A 17,084-nucleotide genomic window follows, 5' to 3' on the forward strand; every position below is an offset into this window, starting at 1 on the left:
CGACGATCTCCTCGGGCTTCGGGTGCTTTGCCATCTTGTCCGTCCTCCAGGCTCAAAAGCCATACCAAAGGGCGGACCACTTCAATGGGGGCTGATCACATGCTTACACATCGGCATCAGCCTCTTCATTGCCCGGTCCATCGCCGAGCCCTCCCATAGTATCAGAACCTCACGATCGGTGAGGTCTTGAAGGAAACACCAAAGCATCAACATGAGGTCGATTGCCGGGCGTTCATGCCAGTCGGTCGTCGTCTGCCGTTTGACGCGTTCGAGGCGGCGTATGAGCGCCTGCCTTTTGGCCGGCGTCAGGTCTGCGAACGGCTCCAGGCATGCGGTCCGCAGGTTGCCGCGCAGCTCAGCGATATCTTCCTCAGCCCTCGCGGCCAGATCCGGGTCGGCTGGAACGAACACATCCGGCGCTCCTGTGAGCGCGTAAAGGAAATAGGCGGGAAGGGCGAGTTCGATCCGCTGGCGGTCGGTTAGGACAGGCATCAGGACGTTTACCGGCCCCACCCGCCCAGGAAAAGCCCGCGCTGGTCCGGCACCACGATCCTCGACAGTGGCTCAACCCGCTCTGGGGTATCTCAACCGATCGCAATCACCCATACGAGGGTGTCGTGAAAACGGTCGTTTTTCCTCCGAGTACGAGCGGCAGATTCTGACTCGATTTTGCCGGAGGTGCTAAGTTGAGGTGCCGTTTTAAACAGCCATTCGCCTCGCTTATGATGGTTTTGCTGCCTTCGGACCGCAACCAAGCATTTGGCTTGCCCCGCGGGGGGGTTGCATGTCTAGCGTCCTTGACCGAGCGGGTCAGACGGCGAAGGATTGGGCCCATTGGGTACAGACAACACGACGGCCGAAGCGGGCCTGCCGTACTTTTCCCTGACGACGTCAGGCTTGCCTCCCGGAGAGGCCTTCGAGCGATGGCGCACGCTTTTGGCGCCGATGTACGAGGTCAGTCCGACGACGCGATCCGCTGTCTTGCCTTTCGGCACCAACATTGCTTACCCGATCGACGACCTCGTCGCTCATCGTACCCTGCTCTCGACCCAGCGGCTCCAGCGTGATCGCCGACGTGTCGATGCAGGTTCCGACCAATACATCGTCCAACTCTATCGGTCCGGCCGCTTTCAAGGCACCGTCGCTGGTCAAGCGGTCTCGGCCTCGGCTGGCACCGTGACGCTCATCGGCCGCCGTCACTTGCTCGATGGTATGCTCGACCGCGCCGATACGACCGGCATTGTCGTCCCCTGGTCTCGCCTCCATGGGCTGCCGCTTGAGAATCATGCCATGCTCTTCGATGCGGCCCGGAACCGATTGCTCGCCGCACGCATCTTGGACATCTTCCGCCGCCTGCCAACCACGCGCCCCAACGACGCCCCGGCTCTTGCCGAGGAGTTTGTCGCGTTTCTGCGCCGCCTACTCGATCCCTCGCAGGCCAGGGACGTGTTGGAAGGCCGCGAACTCGACGGCGGCCTGATGGCGCTGGCCAGGATGATCGTGCGAGAAAACCTTTCCCGGCCCGATCTGTCGCCCGAGTTCATCGCTGGGCAAGTGCAGGTCTCACGTGCCACCCTTTACCGACTGTTCGAGCCGGAAGGGGGCGTCATGCACTTCGTGCAAGGCGAACGCCTGAAGGCAGCCCACGACGCGCTTGCTGATCCGATGGAGAGGCGGACCCTTGGCCGGTTGGCGGAGGTCTTCGGCTTCAGCAGTGCCTCGCAACTCAGCCGCAGCTTCCGCAACCGCTACAGCGTCGCGCCACAAGCGTGGCGGACCGAGCGTCGGGTGGTCCAGCAGATCAGCGGTCGGGGGACGGTGCAGCACGTCTGGAGGTGGCTGCGCGAAACGTGATGACCTCATCGGGGTATGCCGAGTAAATCAACGTCGTGAAACGGCGACCTCATCTCGCACGCATTAATCTGGGCCTTCGAGTGGAAACCCGCGGAAGCCTAAAACGATTTCCGCTAAAGGCGTTCCTTTGCATAGAAGCAGACGAGCAGAAATCTACCTTCCTCGGTCATGCCGCTTGCATATTATGTGCGTCATGAAAACGGTCGGATTCCCGACATGATAGAGCTGCTTTGACGGGTGGTGGAACGCCTGTGCTGAAACGACCATCACGACCTAGATCGATTGCGTCTCCTCTGCTCCGCAGCCGGGTTGGCTCGGATCGACCCGGCTGCGATGTAGCGTGACTCACACGATGAAGACGTCGAGGTGTGTGAGGGCGGCCTTGTTGTCGAGGATCGCGAACTGCACCGCGGCCGAGGCCAGGCCGCTGCCGTCGGCGTCGTAGGAAAGACCGCCCGTCGTCTTGTCGTAGAGGATACGGTCGCTGGCATCGGCCGATCCGGTGGAGAGATCCTTGAACGCCGCCTCGGCCAGGGGACCGGCTCCCAGCGCCGTGAAGACGCTGCGTGCGAGCTGCACCGTGTCGTCCACCACCGAGAAGTCCGTGATCCGGTCGAGGTTGGTCGGGCCCAGCGCTGTCCGGAACACGAAGCTGTCTGCCCCGGCACCGCCGGTCAGGAGGTCGTTGCCGCCCTGGCCGTCGAGGATGTTCGCACCGCCGTTGCCGGTGAGGGTGTTGGCGATGGAGTTGCCGGTCCCATTGAGATTGCCGGTGCCGGTGAGGATCAGGCTCTCCAGATGCGATCCGGCGAGCGAGTACGACACCGAGGCGTAGACGAGATCGGTGCCGACGGCGCCGCTGGTCTCGATAGCTTTGTCGCCGACGTTGTCGACGTAGTAGGTGTCGGACCCAGCCCCGCCAATCATTATGTCGGCCCCGCCGAGCCCGTTGAGGACGTTGGCGCCAGCGTTGCCGGTGAGGGTGTTGGCGATGGAGTTGCCGGTCCCATTGAGATTGCCGGTGCCGGTCAGGATCAGGCTCTCCAGATCCGAGCCACCCAGCGAGTACTCTCCAGATCCGAGCCACCCAGCGAGTACGACACCGAGGCGTAGACGAGATCGGTGCCGACAGCGCCGGTGACCTCGACGGCTTTGTCGCCGACGTTGTCGACGTAGTAGGTGTCCGAGCCCGCCCCGCCGGACATTGTATCGACACCACCCATTCCGTTGAGGACGTTGGCGCCAGCGTTGCCGTTGATGACGTTGGCGAGCGAGTTGCCGGTCCCACTGAAGCTACCGGTGCCGGTGAGCGTCAGGTTCTCCAGATGCGATCCGGCGAGCAAGTACGATACCGAGGCGTAGACGTGATCGGTGCCGATCGCGCTGTCGGCCTCGATGGCACGGTCGCCGGCATTGTCGACGTAGTAGGTGTCGGACCCCGCCCCGCCGATCATAATGTCGGCTCCGCCGAGCCCGTTGAGGACGTTGGCGCCGCCGTTGCCGGTGAGGGTGTTGGCGATGGAGTTGCCGGTCCCATTGAGATTGCCGGTGCCGGTCAGGATCAGGCTCTCCAGATCCGAGCCACCCAGCGAGNCGTTGCCGGTGAGGGTGTTGGCGATGGAGTTGCCGGTCCCATTGAGATTGCCGGTGCCGGTCAGGATCAGGCTCTCCAGATCCGAGCCACCCAGCGAGTACGACACCGAGGCGTAGACGAGATCGGTGCCGACAGCGCCGGTGACCTCGACGGCTTTGTCGCCGACGTTGTCGACGTAGTAGGTGTCCGAGCCCGCCCCGCCGGACATTGTATCGACACCACCCATNCCGACAGCGCCGGTGACCTCGACGGCTTTGTCGCCGACGTTGTCGACGTAGTAGGTGTCCGAGCCCGCCCCGCCGGACATTGTATCGACACCACCCATCCCGTTGAGGACGTTGGCGCCAGCGTTGCCATTGATGACGTTGGCGAGCGAGTTGCCGGTGCCGCTGTTGGCGGCCGTGCCGGTAAGCGTCAGGTTCTCGACGTTGGCCGCCAATATGAAGCTGACGGAGGAGCGGATGGTGTCGATGCCGGCATTCGCCGCCTCAAAGACAAGATCGCCGGATTGATCGACGAAGTAGGTGTCGTTGCCAGCGCCGCCATACATCCGATCTGCGCCCTGGTGGCCGTCGATGGTGTCATTGCCGGCCAAGCCGTAGATCGTGTTGTTCGCGACGCTTCCCGTGAGTTTGTCGCCGAAGTTGCTGCCTTCAAGGTTCTCGATGCTGAGAAGGCGATCCTTGCCGAAGCCCGTCTCCTGCCAGTCCTGCAGATCGAGGGAGACAGTCACGCCGGCTGTTGCCGACGCGTAGCTCGCCATGTCGATGCCCGCCCCGCCGTCCATGCGGTCGTTGCCCTCGCCGCCGTCGAGCCAGTCGTTGCCGGTGCCGGCGATTATGATGTCGTCGCCGCCCTTACCGTGAAGGTGATCGTTGCCGTCGCCAACTGCGCCGTAGATGGAATAATCAACCGAACCACCGCCGCCGCGAAGGGCGTCGTTGCCGCCGCTGCCGATGACGGTATCGTTTCCAGCTCGGCCCTCTAGCGTGTGAGGCGCGGTGAAGCCTGGCCATTTCTCAAAGGTGTCGGGGATGTTCGAAAGCGCCTGGATGGTACTATCCTTCGTTCCATCGGCATCCTTCACATGCTGGCCACTGACAAGTTGCTTCAGCGCGTCGACGGCAGCTTCCAGTTCCATCTGATGAGCCTCGGGATAGATATAGTACTGCAAATACCCTTTCGTTGTTTCCAAAATGCTCTGATCACCAATATGATCGTACTTACTGACAAAATTCGTCAATCCGGCAATATCTGTGACATCCATTCCTGATCTTGTGACGTAAATTGTATTTCCTTCTTGATTAAAGTCAGTGTAATTTCCGCTTTCGAAATTGATATAAGGCGCCAGAGCGCTCACATCAGCGTCTGGGTACTTTGTCGCATCGGCATACACAACATCGTTACCGATGTGTCTTTTTTCCGGCCCATCCACAATGTATAACTGAATAAGGTAACTCGGATTAATTCCATCAACGTCGAAAGTAATATCGGCCTGATATTTAATTAGGTCGGGAAGTTTCTCTTTGTAAGTCTGGACTGACTTTTCCAGCGTCCTGATGGCGCCTGCGAGTCCCGTTCCGGAGTTTCCTATGACTTCGCCCTTGAACTCGCCCGATGTCGCCCCGTCGCCGATCTCCTGAATGACGTTCACCCGGGCTGCGATGGCCGACAACAGCGCCGGAATGGCAAGCGCCGCGTCCGCAAGGTTGCTTTGGGCGTATTCCTGCGCATCGCCTAGCGCTTTAGCTGAATTCCTGAGCGCTTCGGACCTTGCATCCGAGCCGCCGCCAGCATCGGTGTAGATCTTCAACTGCTCCTGGGCATTCTTCGCGGAGCTGCGGATATTTAGTAGTATGGTTTCGTGGGTCAGGCGTTGTCCCTCATCAAGCTCGCCAAGTATTTTTTCGCCTTGCTCATAGATTGCATCCAGCTTTTCACCCATTTCATTGAGCAAATCCAAAGTCGGATCGTCGTTAAGAACGTTGAAAACATCGAGAATCCCTGGTGGGATCTCAACTCCAGGAATGATGTCGATTAAATTGAGAGCTGTTCCAGTGAGAGCATAAGCTTCGTTGAAATAGCTTGGCTTCAATTTGCTCATTGTGCTTTGCCCCCGTTTATAAAAGTTTGAGGTGCACTAGAACAATTTCGACCCGTCGCACAGGGACGGACGCTACCTACCTGACCGAATCCTTTGACGCTGCGTCTCATCGCATCGTTTGGTAGACTGTTGTTGCATGCCCGCCTGCCTCAGCACTGACGTGGCCATGGACCGATGTCGGCTTTGAAGCATGCTGCCAGAAACCAGATGGGGTGACGGCCTCCGGTTGCAGGCGAAACGTCCGTTCATGGGCCCCACGTCGAAGACCGCTGTTCACTCTTCTCGGACCTCGGGTCCACACTGACTGGCGTCAGGTAAACGGTCGGTTATCCGACATATCGTTTAGGTTGCTATCGACCCTCCATAGGCCCTCGGAAGGTTCGCTTCACGGCAGCTTGGTGGAGGATCACCTAATGTCCCCTTGGGTGGGGAGCGGACCTTCCCGGGACTCGTTGCCGACGTCCAAAGGGCAATATCGGGATCGAGCTATGGACGTCAGGATCAGCGCGGCATGAGCGCCGATCGCCGCTCTGTGGCTTGGCCGCAGCCCGGCTGTCCTGCTAAGCGATGGACGCGTTCTACCGCCTTTGTCGACGAGAGCATGACAAGTTCTGGCATTCTACGGGCTAAGAACCCCCAGCAGACGCATCTGAGCAGGGTGTCGGCGGACAGTTTCGGCTTCTATCACGATATGATTCGATCGAGCGGGGCGGCGACATTTCTCATCGGCGACACATTCGAAGCAACCATCGCCGCGCAACATTTTGGCCGCCTGACGCTGTACGATCGGCAACTTATCGGCGCCGACCATAGGCGGGATCCCACGCATATTAAACGCGACGGTTTCGAGCACTACTTTCTCCAAGTCTTACGATCCGGCCGGGTCGTGAGCGGTCGGCCGGGGGAGGAGCATCATCTTGTCCCGGGTGACGCTGTTCTCTTCGATGCGACTCAACCGATGCGGTCGATCGTGGACGACGGCGATCTCGTCACGGTCATCTTGGCCCGCGATCAAGTCGAGGCGGTCGCGCCGGACGTGCGCCATCTGCATGGAAGCATCCTTCCCAGGGGTGAGACTGGCTCGCTCGGCCAAGCCGTGCTTTCTTTCATCCGCTGTGCATCGAGTTTCCCGGAGACCTCGGCCGCCGGGGTTGGTCACTTCATCACCAGTATGCTCGGCCAGATCCAGGGAAGATCCGATGCGGCCTACAGTGACGCTGTCGGGGAAAACAATTTGGAGTTATCGCGGCGCCTCAGGGCGGAAATCTTTATCGACAACAACCTGGCGGCAGATTTGAGCTCCGACGCTGTCGCCCGTAGCATCGGTGTTTCCCGATCTTCTTTGTATCGTGCGATGCAAGCCGTCGGCGGCGTCGAAACGGTCGTCAAGCGTCGGCGTGCCGCTCGTCTGCGACTACTGATATCCCAACAGGACAAAGCAACGTCGATCGGGGTCTTCGCGGATAAGATCGGCTTCTCAAGTAGGAGCTACGGCTCACGTGCATTCAAGGAAATTTATGGACAATCGCCGGGTCAGTTTCGGGCGACTCTTCGAGCCGACGCAGCCTCGGCGGCTCAAGTTTTACACCCCGGCCGAATGCGGGATTGGTACGGCTCTATAAACGACTGAATGGTTGCAGTTGGTTTAGATCTGTACCGCCCTTGATTTCATCGCCGGCGGGCCGAAGCAGTTGTTAAGACGAGCTCCTCTCCGGCCGACCGGCGTCCTCTCGGTCGGAAAGCATGGTGCCCGGTTCGAATGACCGAGTTGAGTCGGAGGTGGAACGTCCGCTTCTGTCCGAAGGGTCAGGGTCTACTCCCCACCCTTCTTGGATCATACCATATGCAGCAGCACGCGTCGGGAAGGCAGTCCTTTCCTGGACATGGCAATATGCAAGTGGCCTGACCTAGGAGGGGAGGAGGTGGACGTTGGAAGCAAGACGAGGCGACGACGCCCCACGATGGATTGACTCGGTCCGGGGTATCTTTGGAACAGGTCCACGACCTCACCCCGGCTGATGCTCAATTGATCGGCTTGCTCACAGGCGGCACGAGCCCGTCCAAAGCCGCTGCAACGCATGGCGTGAGCCTCGCCACGGTCCGCAATTAACTGGTATCGATCTTTAGCAAGGCCATTATCTGCAATTAGATCAAACTTATCGCATTGGTGTTGAATCTTGCGGTACTACAACGAACATTAAGTGCTCCAATACAGATAAATTATTTGCTACTTAAGTAAAATGTTTGTTATTGCAAAAGCGGGCGTTTATTTTCTTCTAGTACGGAGATACTGCCGTAAATCGGCCACACTCAATCATGGCCGATAGTTGACTGGTAAATAACACGTTATTTTATCCATATGGATGATGCGGCGGCCGCCCCGGCCCTCTATGCAACTGCCATAACACGCCCGCACAACCGCGAGACGGACAGTCTCTCACGGTGGTGGTGTGGCGCGCGAACCATCGCAAACAACAACGACCGGCGACGGCCCTCGGTCAAACGGGGACGATTGTCGGGGCCGGGGGCCATGTCATGTCGCAGTCCGTCAATAACGCGCCGTCGTTCAGGGGCACTGGCACCGGCAAGGTGCTCACCCCGGTCGGCGCCGGCACGTCGAGCGACATCGCCCGATCTGTCACGGTGCAGGCGGACGGCAAGATCGTCGTCGCGGGTCAAGGCGCCGGCAGCGGTAGCGATTTCGCGGTGGTGCGCTACAACGCCGACGGCAGCCTCGACACCGGCTTCGGCGCTGGCGGCAAGGTGCTCACCCCGGTCGGCGCCGGCACGTCGGTCGACAACGGCTACAGCGTCACGGTACAGGCCGACGGCAAGATTGTCGTCGCGGGCTACGGCAGCGGCAGCGGCACCGACTTCGCGGTGGTGCGCTACAACGCCGACGGCAGCCTCGACACCGGCTTCAACGGCACCGGCAAGGTGCTCACCCCGGTCGGCGCCGGCACGTCGGGCGACGCCGGCTACAGCGTCACGGTACAGGCCGACGGCAAGATCGTCGTCGCGGGCTACGGCTTCGGCAGCGGCGGCAACGATTTCGCGGTGGTGCGCTACAACGCTGACGGCAGCCTCGACACCGGCTTCAACGGCACCGGCAAGGTGCTCACCCCGGTCGGCACCGGCACGTCGGGCGACTTCGGCAACAGCGTCACGGTGCAGGCGGACGGCAAGATCGTCGTCGCGGGTCAAGGCGCCGGCAGCGGAACCGGCAACGACTTCGCGGTAGTGCGCTACAACGCCGACGGCGGCCTCGACACCGGCTTCGGCGTCGGCGGCAAGGTGCTCACTCCGGTCGGCACCGGCACGTCGAGCGACGTCGGCAACAGCGTCACGGTGCAGGCGGACGGCAAGATCGTCGTCGCGGGCTACGGCATCGGCAGCGGCGGCAACAACGACTTCGCTGTGGTGCGCTACAACGCCGACGGCGGCCTCGACACCGGCTTCGGCGTCGGCGGCAAAGTGCTCACCCCGGTCGGCGCCGGAACCTCGACCGACATCGGCAACAGCGTCACGGTGCAGGCGGACGGCAAGATCGTCGTCGCGGGTTACGGCATCGGCAGCGGCGGCAACGACTTCGCGGTGGTGCGCTACAACTCCGACGGTAGCCTCGACACCGGCTTCGGCGCCGGCGGCAAAGTGCTCACCCCGGTCGGCGCCGGCACGTCGGGCGATATCGGCTACAGCGTCACGGTACAGGCCGACGGCAAGATCGTCGTCGCGGGCTTCGGCATCGGCAGCGGCAACGACTTCGCTGTGGTGCGCTACAACGCCGACGGCAGCCTCGACACCACGTTCAATGCGCCGAGCACGCTCGGCGGCACGGCAGCGTTCACCGAGAACGGCGCCGCGGTCGTTCTCGACACCGACGTCGCGATCTCCGATGTCGAACTCGACGGGCTCAACGGCGGGCTCGGCGACTATGCCGGCGCGACGCTGACGCTGGCCCGCCAGGGCGGTGCCAGCGCTCAGGACGCGTTCGGGTTTGCGCCCACTGGCTTCACCGTCTCCGGCGCCACCCTGCTCGACACGAACGGAGTGGCCTTCGCCAGCTTCACCAATGCGGGCGGGACCCTCGTCGTGACCTTCACCGGCACGAACGTCGCCACCTCGGCACTGGCCGATGCGGTCGCCCGTGCGGTGACCTACGCCAACACCTCCGACGCGCCCCCCGCCTCGGTCCCGGTCGCCTGGACCTTCTCGGACGGTGGCGCCGACGCCAGGACCACCACTGGCACGACCACCGTCGTGATCACGGCGGTGAACGACGCGCTGGTCTTCACTGGCACCCAGGCGACGCTGGCGGACGGCAGGGAAGACACCGCCTTCACGGTGACGAGCGCTCAGCTGCTCCAGGGCTTCACCGACCCCGACGGCACGACGCCGGGGGTCTCGAACTTCAGCGTCGACCACGGCACCTTCGTCAGCGACGGGGCGGGCGGCTACACCATCACCCCGACGGCGAACTACAGCGGCCCGGTCACCATCAGCTACAGCGTCAGTGACGGCACGACCTCGATCCCCGCCACCCTGAGCACCACCCTAACCGCCGTCAACGACGCGCCGTCGTTCAGCGGCGTCGGCACCGGCAAGGTGCTCACCCCGGTCGGCGCCGGCACGTCGACCGACGTCGGCTACAGCGTCACGGTGCAGGCGGACGGCAAGATCGTCGTCGCGGGTCAAGGCGCCGGTAGCGGAACCGGCGATGACTTCGCGGTGGTGCGCTACAACGCCAATGGCAGCCTCGACACCAGCTTTGGCGACGGTGGCAAGGTGCTCACCCCGGTCGGCGCCGGCACGTCGAGCGACATCGGCTACAGCGTCACGGTGCAGGCGGACGGCAAGATCGTCGTCGCGGGTTACGGCATCGGCAGTGGAACAGGTCCTGATTTTGCGGTGGTGCGCTACACCATCGACGGCAACCTCGACACGAGCTTCAACGGCACCGGCAAGGTGCTCACCCCGGTCGGCATCGAGAACGACTTCGGCGCCAGCGTCACGGTGCAGGCGGACGGCAAGATCGTCGTTGCGGGCTACGGCATTGGTAGTGGAACCGGCACCGACTTCGCGGTGGTGCGCTACAACGCCGACGGCAGCCTCGACACCGGCTTTGGCGCCGGCGGCAAGGTCCTTACCCAGGTCGGTAGCAGCCCCTCGGCCGACATCGGCTTCAGTGTCACGATGCAGACGGACGGCAAGATCGTCGTCGCGGGCTTTAGCACCAACTCCGGCAGCGAAACCGGCAACGACCTCGCGGTGGTGCGCTATCTGGCGGACGGCTCTCTGGACACAGGTTTCGGGGCGGGCGGCAAGGTGCTTACCTCGGTCGGCACCGGCACGTCGTCCGACATCGGCTACAGCGTCACGGTGCAGACCGACGGTAAGATCGTCGTCGCGGGTCAAGGCGCCGGCAGCGGCAGCGGCAGCGATTTCGCGGTGGTGCGCTACAACGCCGACGGCAGCCTCGACACCGGCTTTGGCGCCGGCGGCAAGGTGCTCACCCCGGTCGGCACCGGCGCCTCGGACGACATCGCCCGATCCGTCACGGTGCAGGCGGACGGCAAGATCGTCGTCGCGGGCTTCGGCATCGGCAGCGGCAACGACTTCGCGGTAGTGCGCTACAACGCCGACGGCGGCCTCGACACCGGCTTCGGCGCCGGCGGCAAGGTGCTTACCCCGGTCGGCACAGGCACGTCGGGCGACATCGGCTTCGGTGTCACGGTGCAGGCGGACGGCAAGATCGTCGTCGCGGGCAGCGGCATCGGCAGCGGCGGCAACGACTTCGCGGTGGTGCGCTACAACGCCGACGGCAGCCTCGACCTCACGTTCAGCGCGCTGAACATCCTCAGCGGCACGGCAGCGTTCACCGAGGACGGCGCGGCGGTGCGCCTCGACATCTACGTCGCGATCTCCGATGTCGAGCTCGACGGGCTCAACGGCGGGCTTGGCGACTATGCCGGCGCGACGCTGACGCTGGCCCGCCAGGGCGGTGCCAGCGCGCAGGACGCGTTCGGCTTTGCGCCCACCGGCTTTTCGGTCTCCGGCAGCAGCCTGCTCGACACGAACGGCGCGGCTTTCGCCACCTTCACCACCACGGGCGGGACCCTCGTCGTGACCTTCACCGGCACGAACGTCGCCACCTCGGCGCTGGCCGACGCGGTCGCCCGTGCGGTGACCTACGCCAACACCTCCGCCGCGCCCCCCGCCTCCGTCCCCGTCGCCTGGACCTTCTCGGACGGCGGCACGGACGCCAAGACCACCACCGGTACCACCACCGTCACCATCACGGCGGTAGACGACGCACCGGTGCTCACCGGCACCCAGGCAACGCTGGCGGCCGGCACGGAGGACACCGCCTTCACCGTGACGAGCGCCCAGCTGCTCCAAGGCTTTTCGGACCCCGACGGCACGACGCCCGTGGTCTCTGACCTCAGCGTCGACCACGGCACGGTCGTCAGCGACGGGGCGGGCGGCTACACCATCACCCCGACCGCAGACTACAGCGGCCCGGTCACCATCAGCTACAGCGTCGGCGACGGCACGACCTCGATCCTCGCGACCCTGAGCACCACCCTTACGGCAGTAAACGACGCGCCGCGCCTTACAGGCACCCAGGCGACGCTTGCGGACGGCATTGAGGACACTGCCTTCACCGTGACGAGCGCCCAGCTGCTCCAGGGCTTCACCGATCCCGAGGGCACGACGCCCACGGTCTCGAACCTCAGCGTCGACCATGGCACCATCGCCGCTGACGGCGCGGGCGGCTACACGATCACCCCGACCGCGGACTACAGTGGACCGGTCACGATCAGCTACAGCGTCGGCGACGGCACGACCTCGACCCCCGCGACCCTGAGCACCACCCTTGCGGCAGCAAACGACGCGCCGCGCCTCACTGGCACCCAGGCGACGCTTGCGGACGGCACGGAGGACACCGCCTTCACCGTGACGACCGAGCAGCTGCTCGAGGGCTTTTCCGATCCCGACGGCACGACGCCCGTGGTCTCGAACCTCAGGGTCAGCATCGGCACGATCGTGAGCAACGGCGAGGGTGGCTACACGGTGACGCCGGCAGATAACTACAACGGGCCGATCACGATCAACTATTCGGTCGGTGATGGCACCGCGTCGATCCTGGCGAGCCTGAGCACCACGCTGGTGGCCGAGAACGACGCACCGGTTCTTGTGCGACCCGCGGCGGTCGCGATCGCCGAGAACGCGGCGCCCGGCACGGTGATCGCCACGCTCTCCGCCACCGACGTGGACGACGCGACCTCGGACTTACGCTACGCCATCACCAGCGGCAACGACGACGGGCTTTTCGCGATCGACGCTGTGACCGGCGCGGTCACTCTCGCCGCGGGCAAGCACCTCGACCACGAGACCGCGACGAGCCACAGGCTCACGGTCGTCGCCACCGACGTGGCCGGCCTGCCCAGCGCGAGCAAGGGCAAGGACCTGACGATCACCGTGACCGACCTAAACGAAGCGACCACCATCACCGCGACGCCGAGCCATGAGGGTACGCTGAAGGAGGGCGACACCGTCACCTTCACGCTGTCCACCGAGTCCGCGATCGACGTGGTCGGCACGCCGGTGCTGACGCTCGACAATGGGGGCAGCGCGAGCTACGCCGGCCTCGACGACGACGGACGCGCCACCTTTATCTACACGGTGGCCTCAGGCCAGGACACGACGGACCTCACCGTCACCGGCCTGTCCCCCGACGGCGGATCGCTGGACAAGGCCGGCACGTTCGGGCTCGGGACGGCGGCGGACGTGTCCGTCGGCAGCGATCCGAACAGCGTGACGGTCGCGGACGTGAACGGCGACGGCCATCTCGACATCCTGGCCGCCAACTACGGCTCCAACAGCGTCTCGGTGCGCCTGGGCGACGGAAAGGGCACCTTCAGCGGCGTAACCGACGTCCCGGTCGGGTCCGGTCCGATCAGCGTGACGGTCGCCGACGTGAACGCCGACGGCAAGCTCGACATCCTGACCGCCAACAACAGCACCAACACCGTCTCGGTGCGCCTGGGCGACGGAACGGGCACCTTCAGCGGCACGACCGATGTCATGGTGGGGCCCAATCCGTACAGCGTCACGGTCGCCGACGTGAACGGCGACGGCAAGCTCGACATCCTGGCCGCCAACTTCAGTTCCAACAGCATCTCGGTGCGCCTGGGCGACGGGGACGGCAACTTCAGCGGCGGCACCACCGTCTTGGTCGGGTCCCGTCCGACCAGCGTGACGGTCGCCGACGTGAACGGCGACGGCAAGCTCGACATCCTGGCCGCCAACGCCGGCTCGAACTCCGTGTCGGTGCGCCTGGGCGACGAGGCCGGCACCTTCAGCGGCGGGAGCAACGTCTTGGTCGGTTCCGGTCCAGTCAGCGTGGCGGTCGCCGACGTGAACGGCGACGGCAAGCTCGACATCCTGACCGCCAACCAAGGCTCAGACACCGTCTCGGTGCGCCTGGGCGATGGGACCGGTACCTTCAGCGGCGAAACCGACGTTTCGGTCGGGTCCGCTCCGACCAGCGTGGCGGTCGCCGACGTGAACGGCGACGGCAAGCTCGACATCCTGACCGCCAACAACGGCTCAGGCACCGTCTCGGTGCGCCTGGGCGACGGGGCCGGCGCCTTTAGCGGCGGGACCGACGTCGCGGTCGGGTCCTTTCCGACCAGCGTGGCGATCGCCGACGTGAACGGCGACGGCAAGCTCGACATCGTGGCCACAAACTCCGGTTCCAGCACCGTCGCTGTGGTGCTCAACACCTCGACCGATACGTTGGCCTTCGACACGGGCAGCGTTAACGCCTCGACCTCCGGCGCCACCACCGGCCGGGCCATCGACTCCACGACGCCGGCTCTGACCGGTACGCCGGCCGCCCTTGCCGACGGCACGGAGGACACCGACTACGCCTTTACGTCAGCGCAGCTTCTCGAGGGCTGGACCGACGCGGGCGGCCAGACCCTGTCGGTATCGGGCCTCTCGGTCACGCACGGTACGCTCGTGGACGACGGCGCCGGCGGCTACATGATCACGCCTGACGCGGACTACGCGGGCACGCTCACGATCAGCTACAATGTGGGTGACGGTACCGCGTCGATCCCCGCAACCCTCAGCGCCACGCTCGCTGCCGTCAACGATGCGCCGTCGTTCAACGGCGTCGGCAGCGGCGAGGTGCTCACCCCGGTCGGTGCCGGGACGTCCTCCGATATCGGCCGCAGCGTCACGGTGCAGGCGGACGGCAAGATCGTCGTCGCGGGCCAAGGCCAAAACAGTGACGGCAACAACGACTTCGCGGTGGTGCGCTACAACGCCGACGGCAGCCTCGACACCGGCTTCGGCGTCGGCGGCAAGCTGCTCACCCCGGTCGGCACGTCGAGCGACATCGGCCGCAGCGTCACGGTGCAGGCGGACGGCAAGATCGTCGTCGCGGGCAATGGCGTTGGCGGCAACACCGACTTCGCGGTGGTGCGCTACAACGCCGACGGCAGCCTCGATACCGGCTTCGGCGCCGGCGGCAAGCTGCTCACCGCGGTCGGTACGTCGACCGACGTCGGCTACAGCGTCAGGGTGCAGGCGGACGGCAGGATCGTCGTCGCGGGCTACGGCACCGGCCCCGACCGCAGCTTCGACGTCGCGGTGGTGCGCTACAACGCCGACGGCAGCCTCGACACCGGCTTCGGCCCGAACGGGACCGGCAAGGTGCTTACCCCGGTCAGCCCCGGAGTCTCTGACGACATCGGCTTTGATGTCACGGTGCAGGCGGACGGCAAGATCGTCGTCGCGGGCTACGGCGCCGGCAGCGGCGGCAACAACGACTTCGCGGTGGTGCGCTACAACGCCGACGGCGGCCTCGACACGACGTTCAACGGCACCGGCAAGGTGCTCACCCCGGTCGGCACGTCGACCGACGTCGGCAACAGCGTCACGGTGCAGGCGGACGGCAAGATCGTCGTCGCCGGCTACGGCACCGGCAGCATCGGCAACAACGACTTCGCGGTGGTGCGCTACAACGTCGACGGTAGCCTCGACACCAGCTTCAACGGCACCGGCAAGGTGCTCACCCCGGTCGGCACGTCGGGCGACTTCGGCCAAAGCGTCACGGTGCAGGCGGACGGCAAGATCGTCGTCGCGGGCTACGGCATCGGTAGCGGCGGCAACACCGACTTCGCGGTGGTGCGCTACAACGCCGACGGCAGCCTGGACACCGGCTTCGGCGCCGGCGGCAAGGTGCTCACCCCGGTCGGCACGTCGGGCGACTTCGGCTACAGCGTCACGGTGCAGGCCGACGGCAAGATCGTCGTCGTGGGCTACGGCGCCGGCAGTGGCAGCGACGACTTCGCGGTGGTGCGCTACAACGCGAACGGCAGCCTCGACACGACGTTCAACGCGCCGAGCACGCTCGGCGGCACGGTCGCGTTCACAGAGAACGGCGCGGCGGTCGTTCTCGACACCGACGTCGCGATCTCCGACCTCGAGCTCGACGGGCTCAACGGCGGGCTCGGCGATTATGCCGGCGCGACGCTGACGCTGGCCCGCCAGGGCGGCGCCGACGCTGAGGACGCGTTCGGGTTTGCGCCCACCGGCTTCACCGTCTCCGGCGCCAGCCTGCTCGATACGAACGGAACGACCTTCGCCAGCTTCACGAACACCGGCGGCACCCTCGTCGTGACCTTCATCGGCGCGAACGTCGCCACCGCCGCGCTCGCCGACTCGGTCGCCCGCGCGGTGACCTACGCCAACACCTCCGACGCGCCCCCTGCCTCGGTCCCGGTCGCCTGGACCTTCTCGGACGGCGGTACGGACGCCAGGACCACCGCCGGCACGACCACCGTCGCGATCACGGCGGTGAACGACGCCCCGCGCCTCACCGGCACCCAGGCGACGCTGGCGGACGGCACGGAAGACACCGCCTTCACGGTGACGAGCGACCAGCTGCTGCAGGGCTTCACCGACCCCGACGGCACGACGCCCGTGCTCTCGAACCTCAGCGTCGACCACGGCACGGTCGTCAGCGATGGAGCGGGCGGCTACACGATCACCCCGACCGCGAACTACAACGGGCCGCTCACGATCAGCTACGATGTCGGCGACGGCGTCTCCTCGGTCGCCGCGACGCGCGACGTCACCATCACCGCGGTCGCAGACGCGCCTGTTCTGGCCGCGCCCGGCACCGTCATCCTGTCGGAGAGCGCCGCCCCCGGGACGAGGGTGGCGACGCTGTCGGCGACCGACCCGGACGGCGCCGGCGTGCTGACCTACTCGATCCAGGGCGGGAACCAGGCCGGCCTGTTCACCATCGATGCCACCACCGGCGTGATCGCGCTAGCCGCCGGCAGAAGCGTCGACGCGCAGACCACGGCCCGGCACGTGCTCGGCGTGCGGGCCACCGACGGCAGCGGCCTCGTCGACGACCGGAGCCTCACCATCGACGTGCTCGACGTCGACCGGGCGGGGGTCCTGACCTTGACGGGCTTGACCGACGGCAATGCCCGCGAGGGCACGCCG

The 17,084-nt window shown here is 64.9% G+C and carries 5 protein-coding genes and 1 pseudogene; 3 read left to right on the forward strand and 3 right to left on the reverse strand.

The window, feature by feature from the left end; all coding sequences use genetic code 11:
* Positions 1-81: 81 nt before the first annotated feature.
* A complete protein-coding gene (locus tag ASF39_RS11040; protein ID WP_200938203.1) occupies positions 82-492 on the reverse strand; it encodes a hypothetical protein in 411 nt (136 codons plus the stop codon).
* Positions 493-834: 342 nt separating this feature from the next.
* Here ASF39_RS11040 and ASF39_RS11045 point away from each other — a divergent pair, with 342 nt between their 5' ends.
* On the forward strand, positions 835-1,854 hold the full coding sequence (locus tag ASF39_RS11045; RefSeq protein WP_244472370.1) for a helix-turn-helix domain-containing protein: 1,020 nt from the start codon (positions 835-837) through the stop codon (positions 1,852-1,854).
* Between the two features lie 345 nt (positions 1,855-2,199).
* On the opposite strand, the gene ASF39_RS11050 is transcribed toward ASF39_RS11045, so the two are convergent.
* Complete coding sequence (locus tag ASF39_RS11050; RefSeq protein ID WP_348271514.1) at positions 2,200-2,916, reverse strand: calcium-binding protein; 717 nt, start codon at positions 2,914-2,916, stop codon at positions 2,200-2,202.
* Between the two features lie 759 nt (positions 2,917-3,675).
* A pseudogene (locus ASF39_RS22630) lies at positions 3,676-5,552 on the reverse strand (calcium-binding protein); the annotation flags it as partial.
* A 511-nt stretch (positions 5,553-6,063) separates the two neighbouring features.
* On the opposite strand from ASF39_RS22630, the gene ASF39_RS20480 reads away from it, so the two are divergent.
* Together ASF39_RS20480 and ASF39_RS21290 are read left to right on the forward strand one after the other, a co-directional pair.
* On the forward strand, positions 6,064-7,182 hold the full coding sequence (locus ASF39_RS20480) for an AraC family transcriptional regulator (RefSeq protein WP_082494512.1): 1,119 nt from the start codon (positions 6,064-6,066) through the stop codon (positions 7,180-7,182).
* A 905-nt stretch (positions 7,183-8,087) separates the two neighbouring features.
* Positions 8,088-17,084, forward strand: an 8,997-nt coding sequence (locus tag ASF39_RS21290; protein WP_056283833.1) for a cadherin-like domain-containing protein, incomplete at its 3' end; no start/stop codon positions are given.

This window comes from Methylobacterium sp. Leaf108 (assembly GCF_001423265.1).
Lineage (GTDB): Bacteria > Pseudomonadota > Alphaproteobacteria > Rhizobiales > Beijerinckiaceae > Methylobacterium.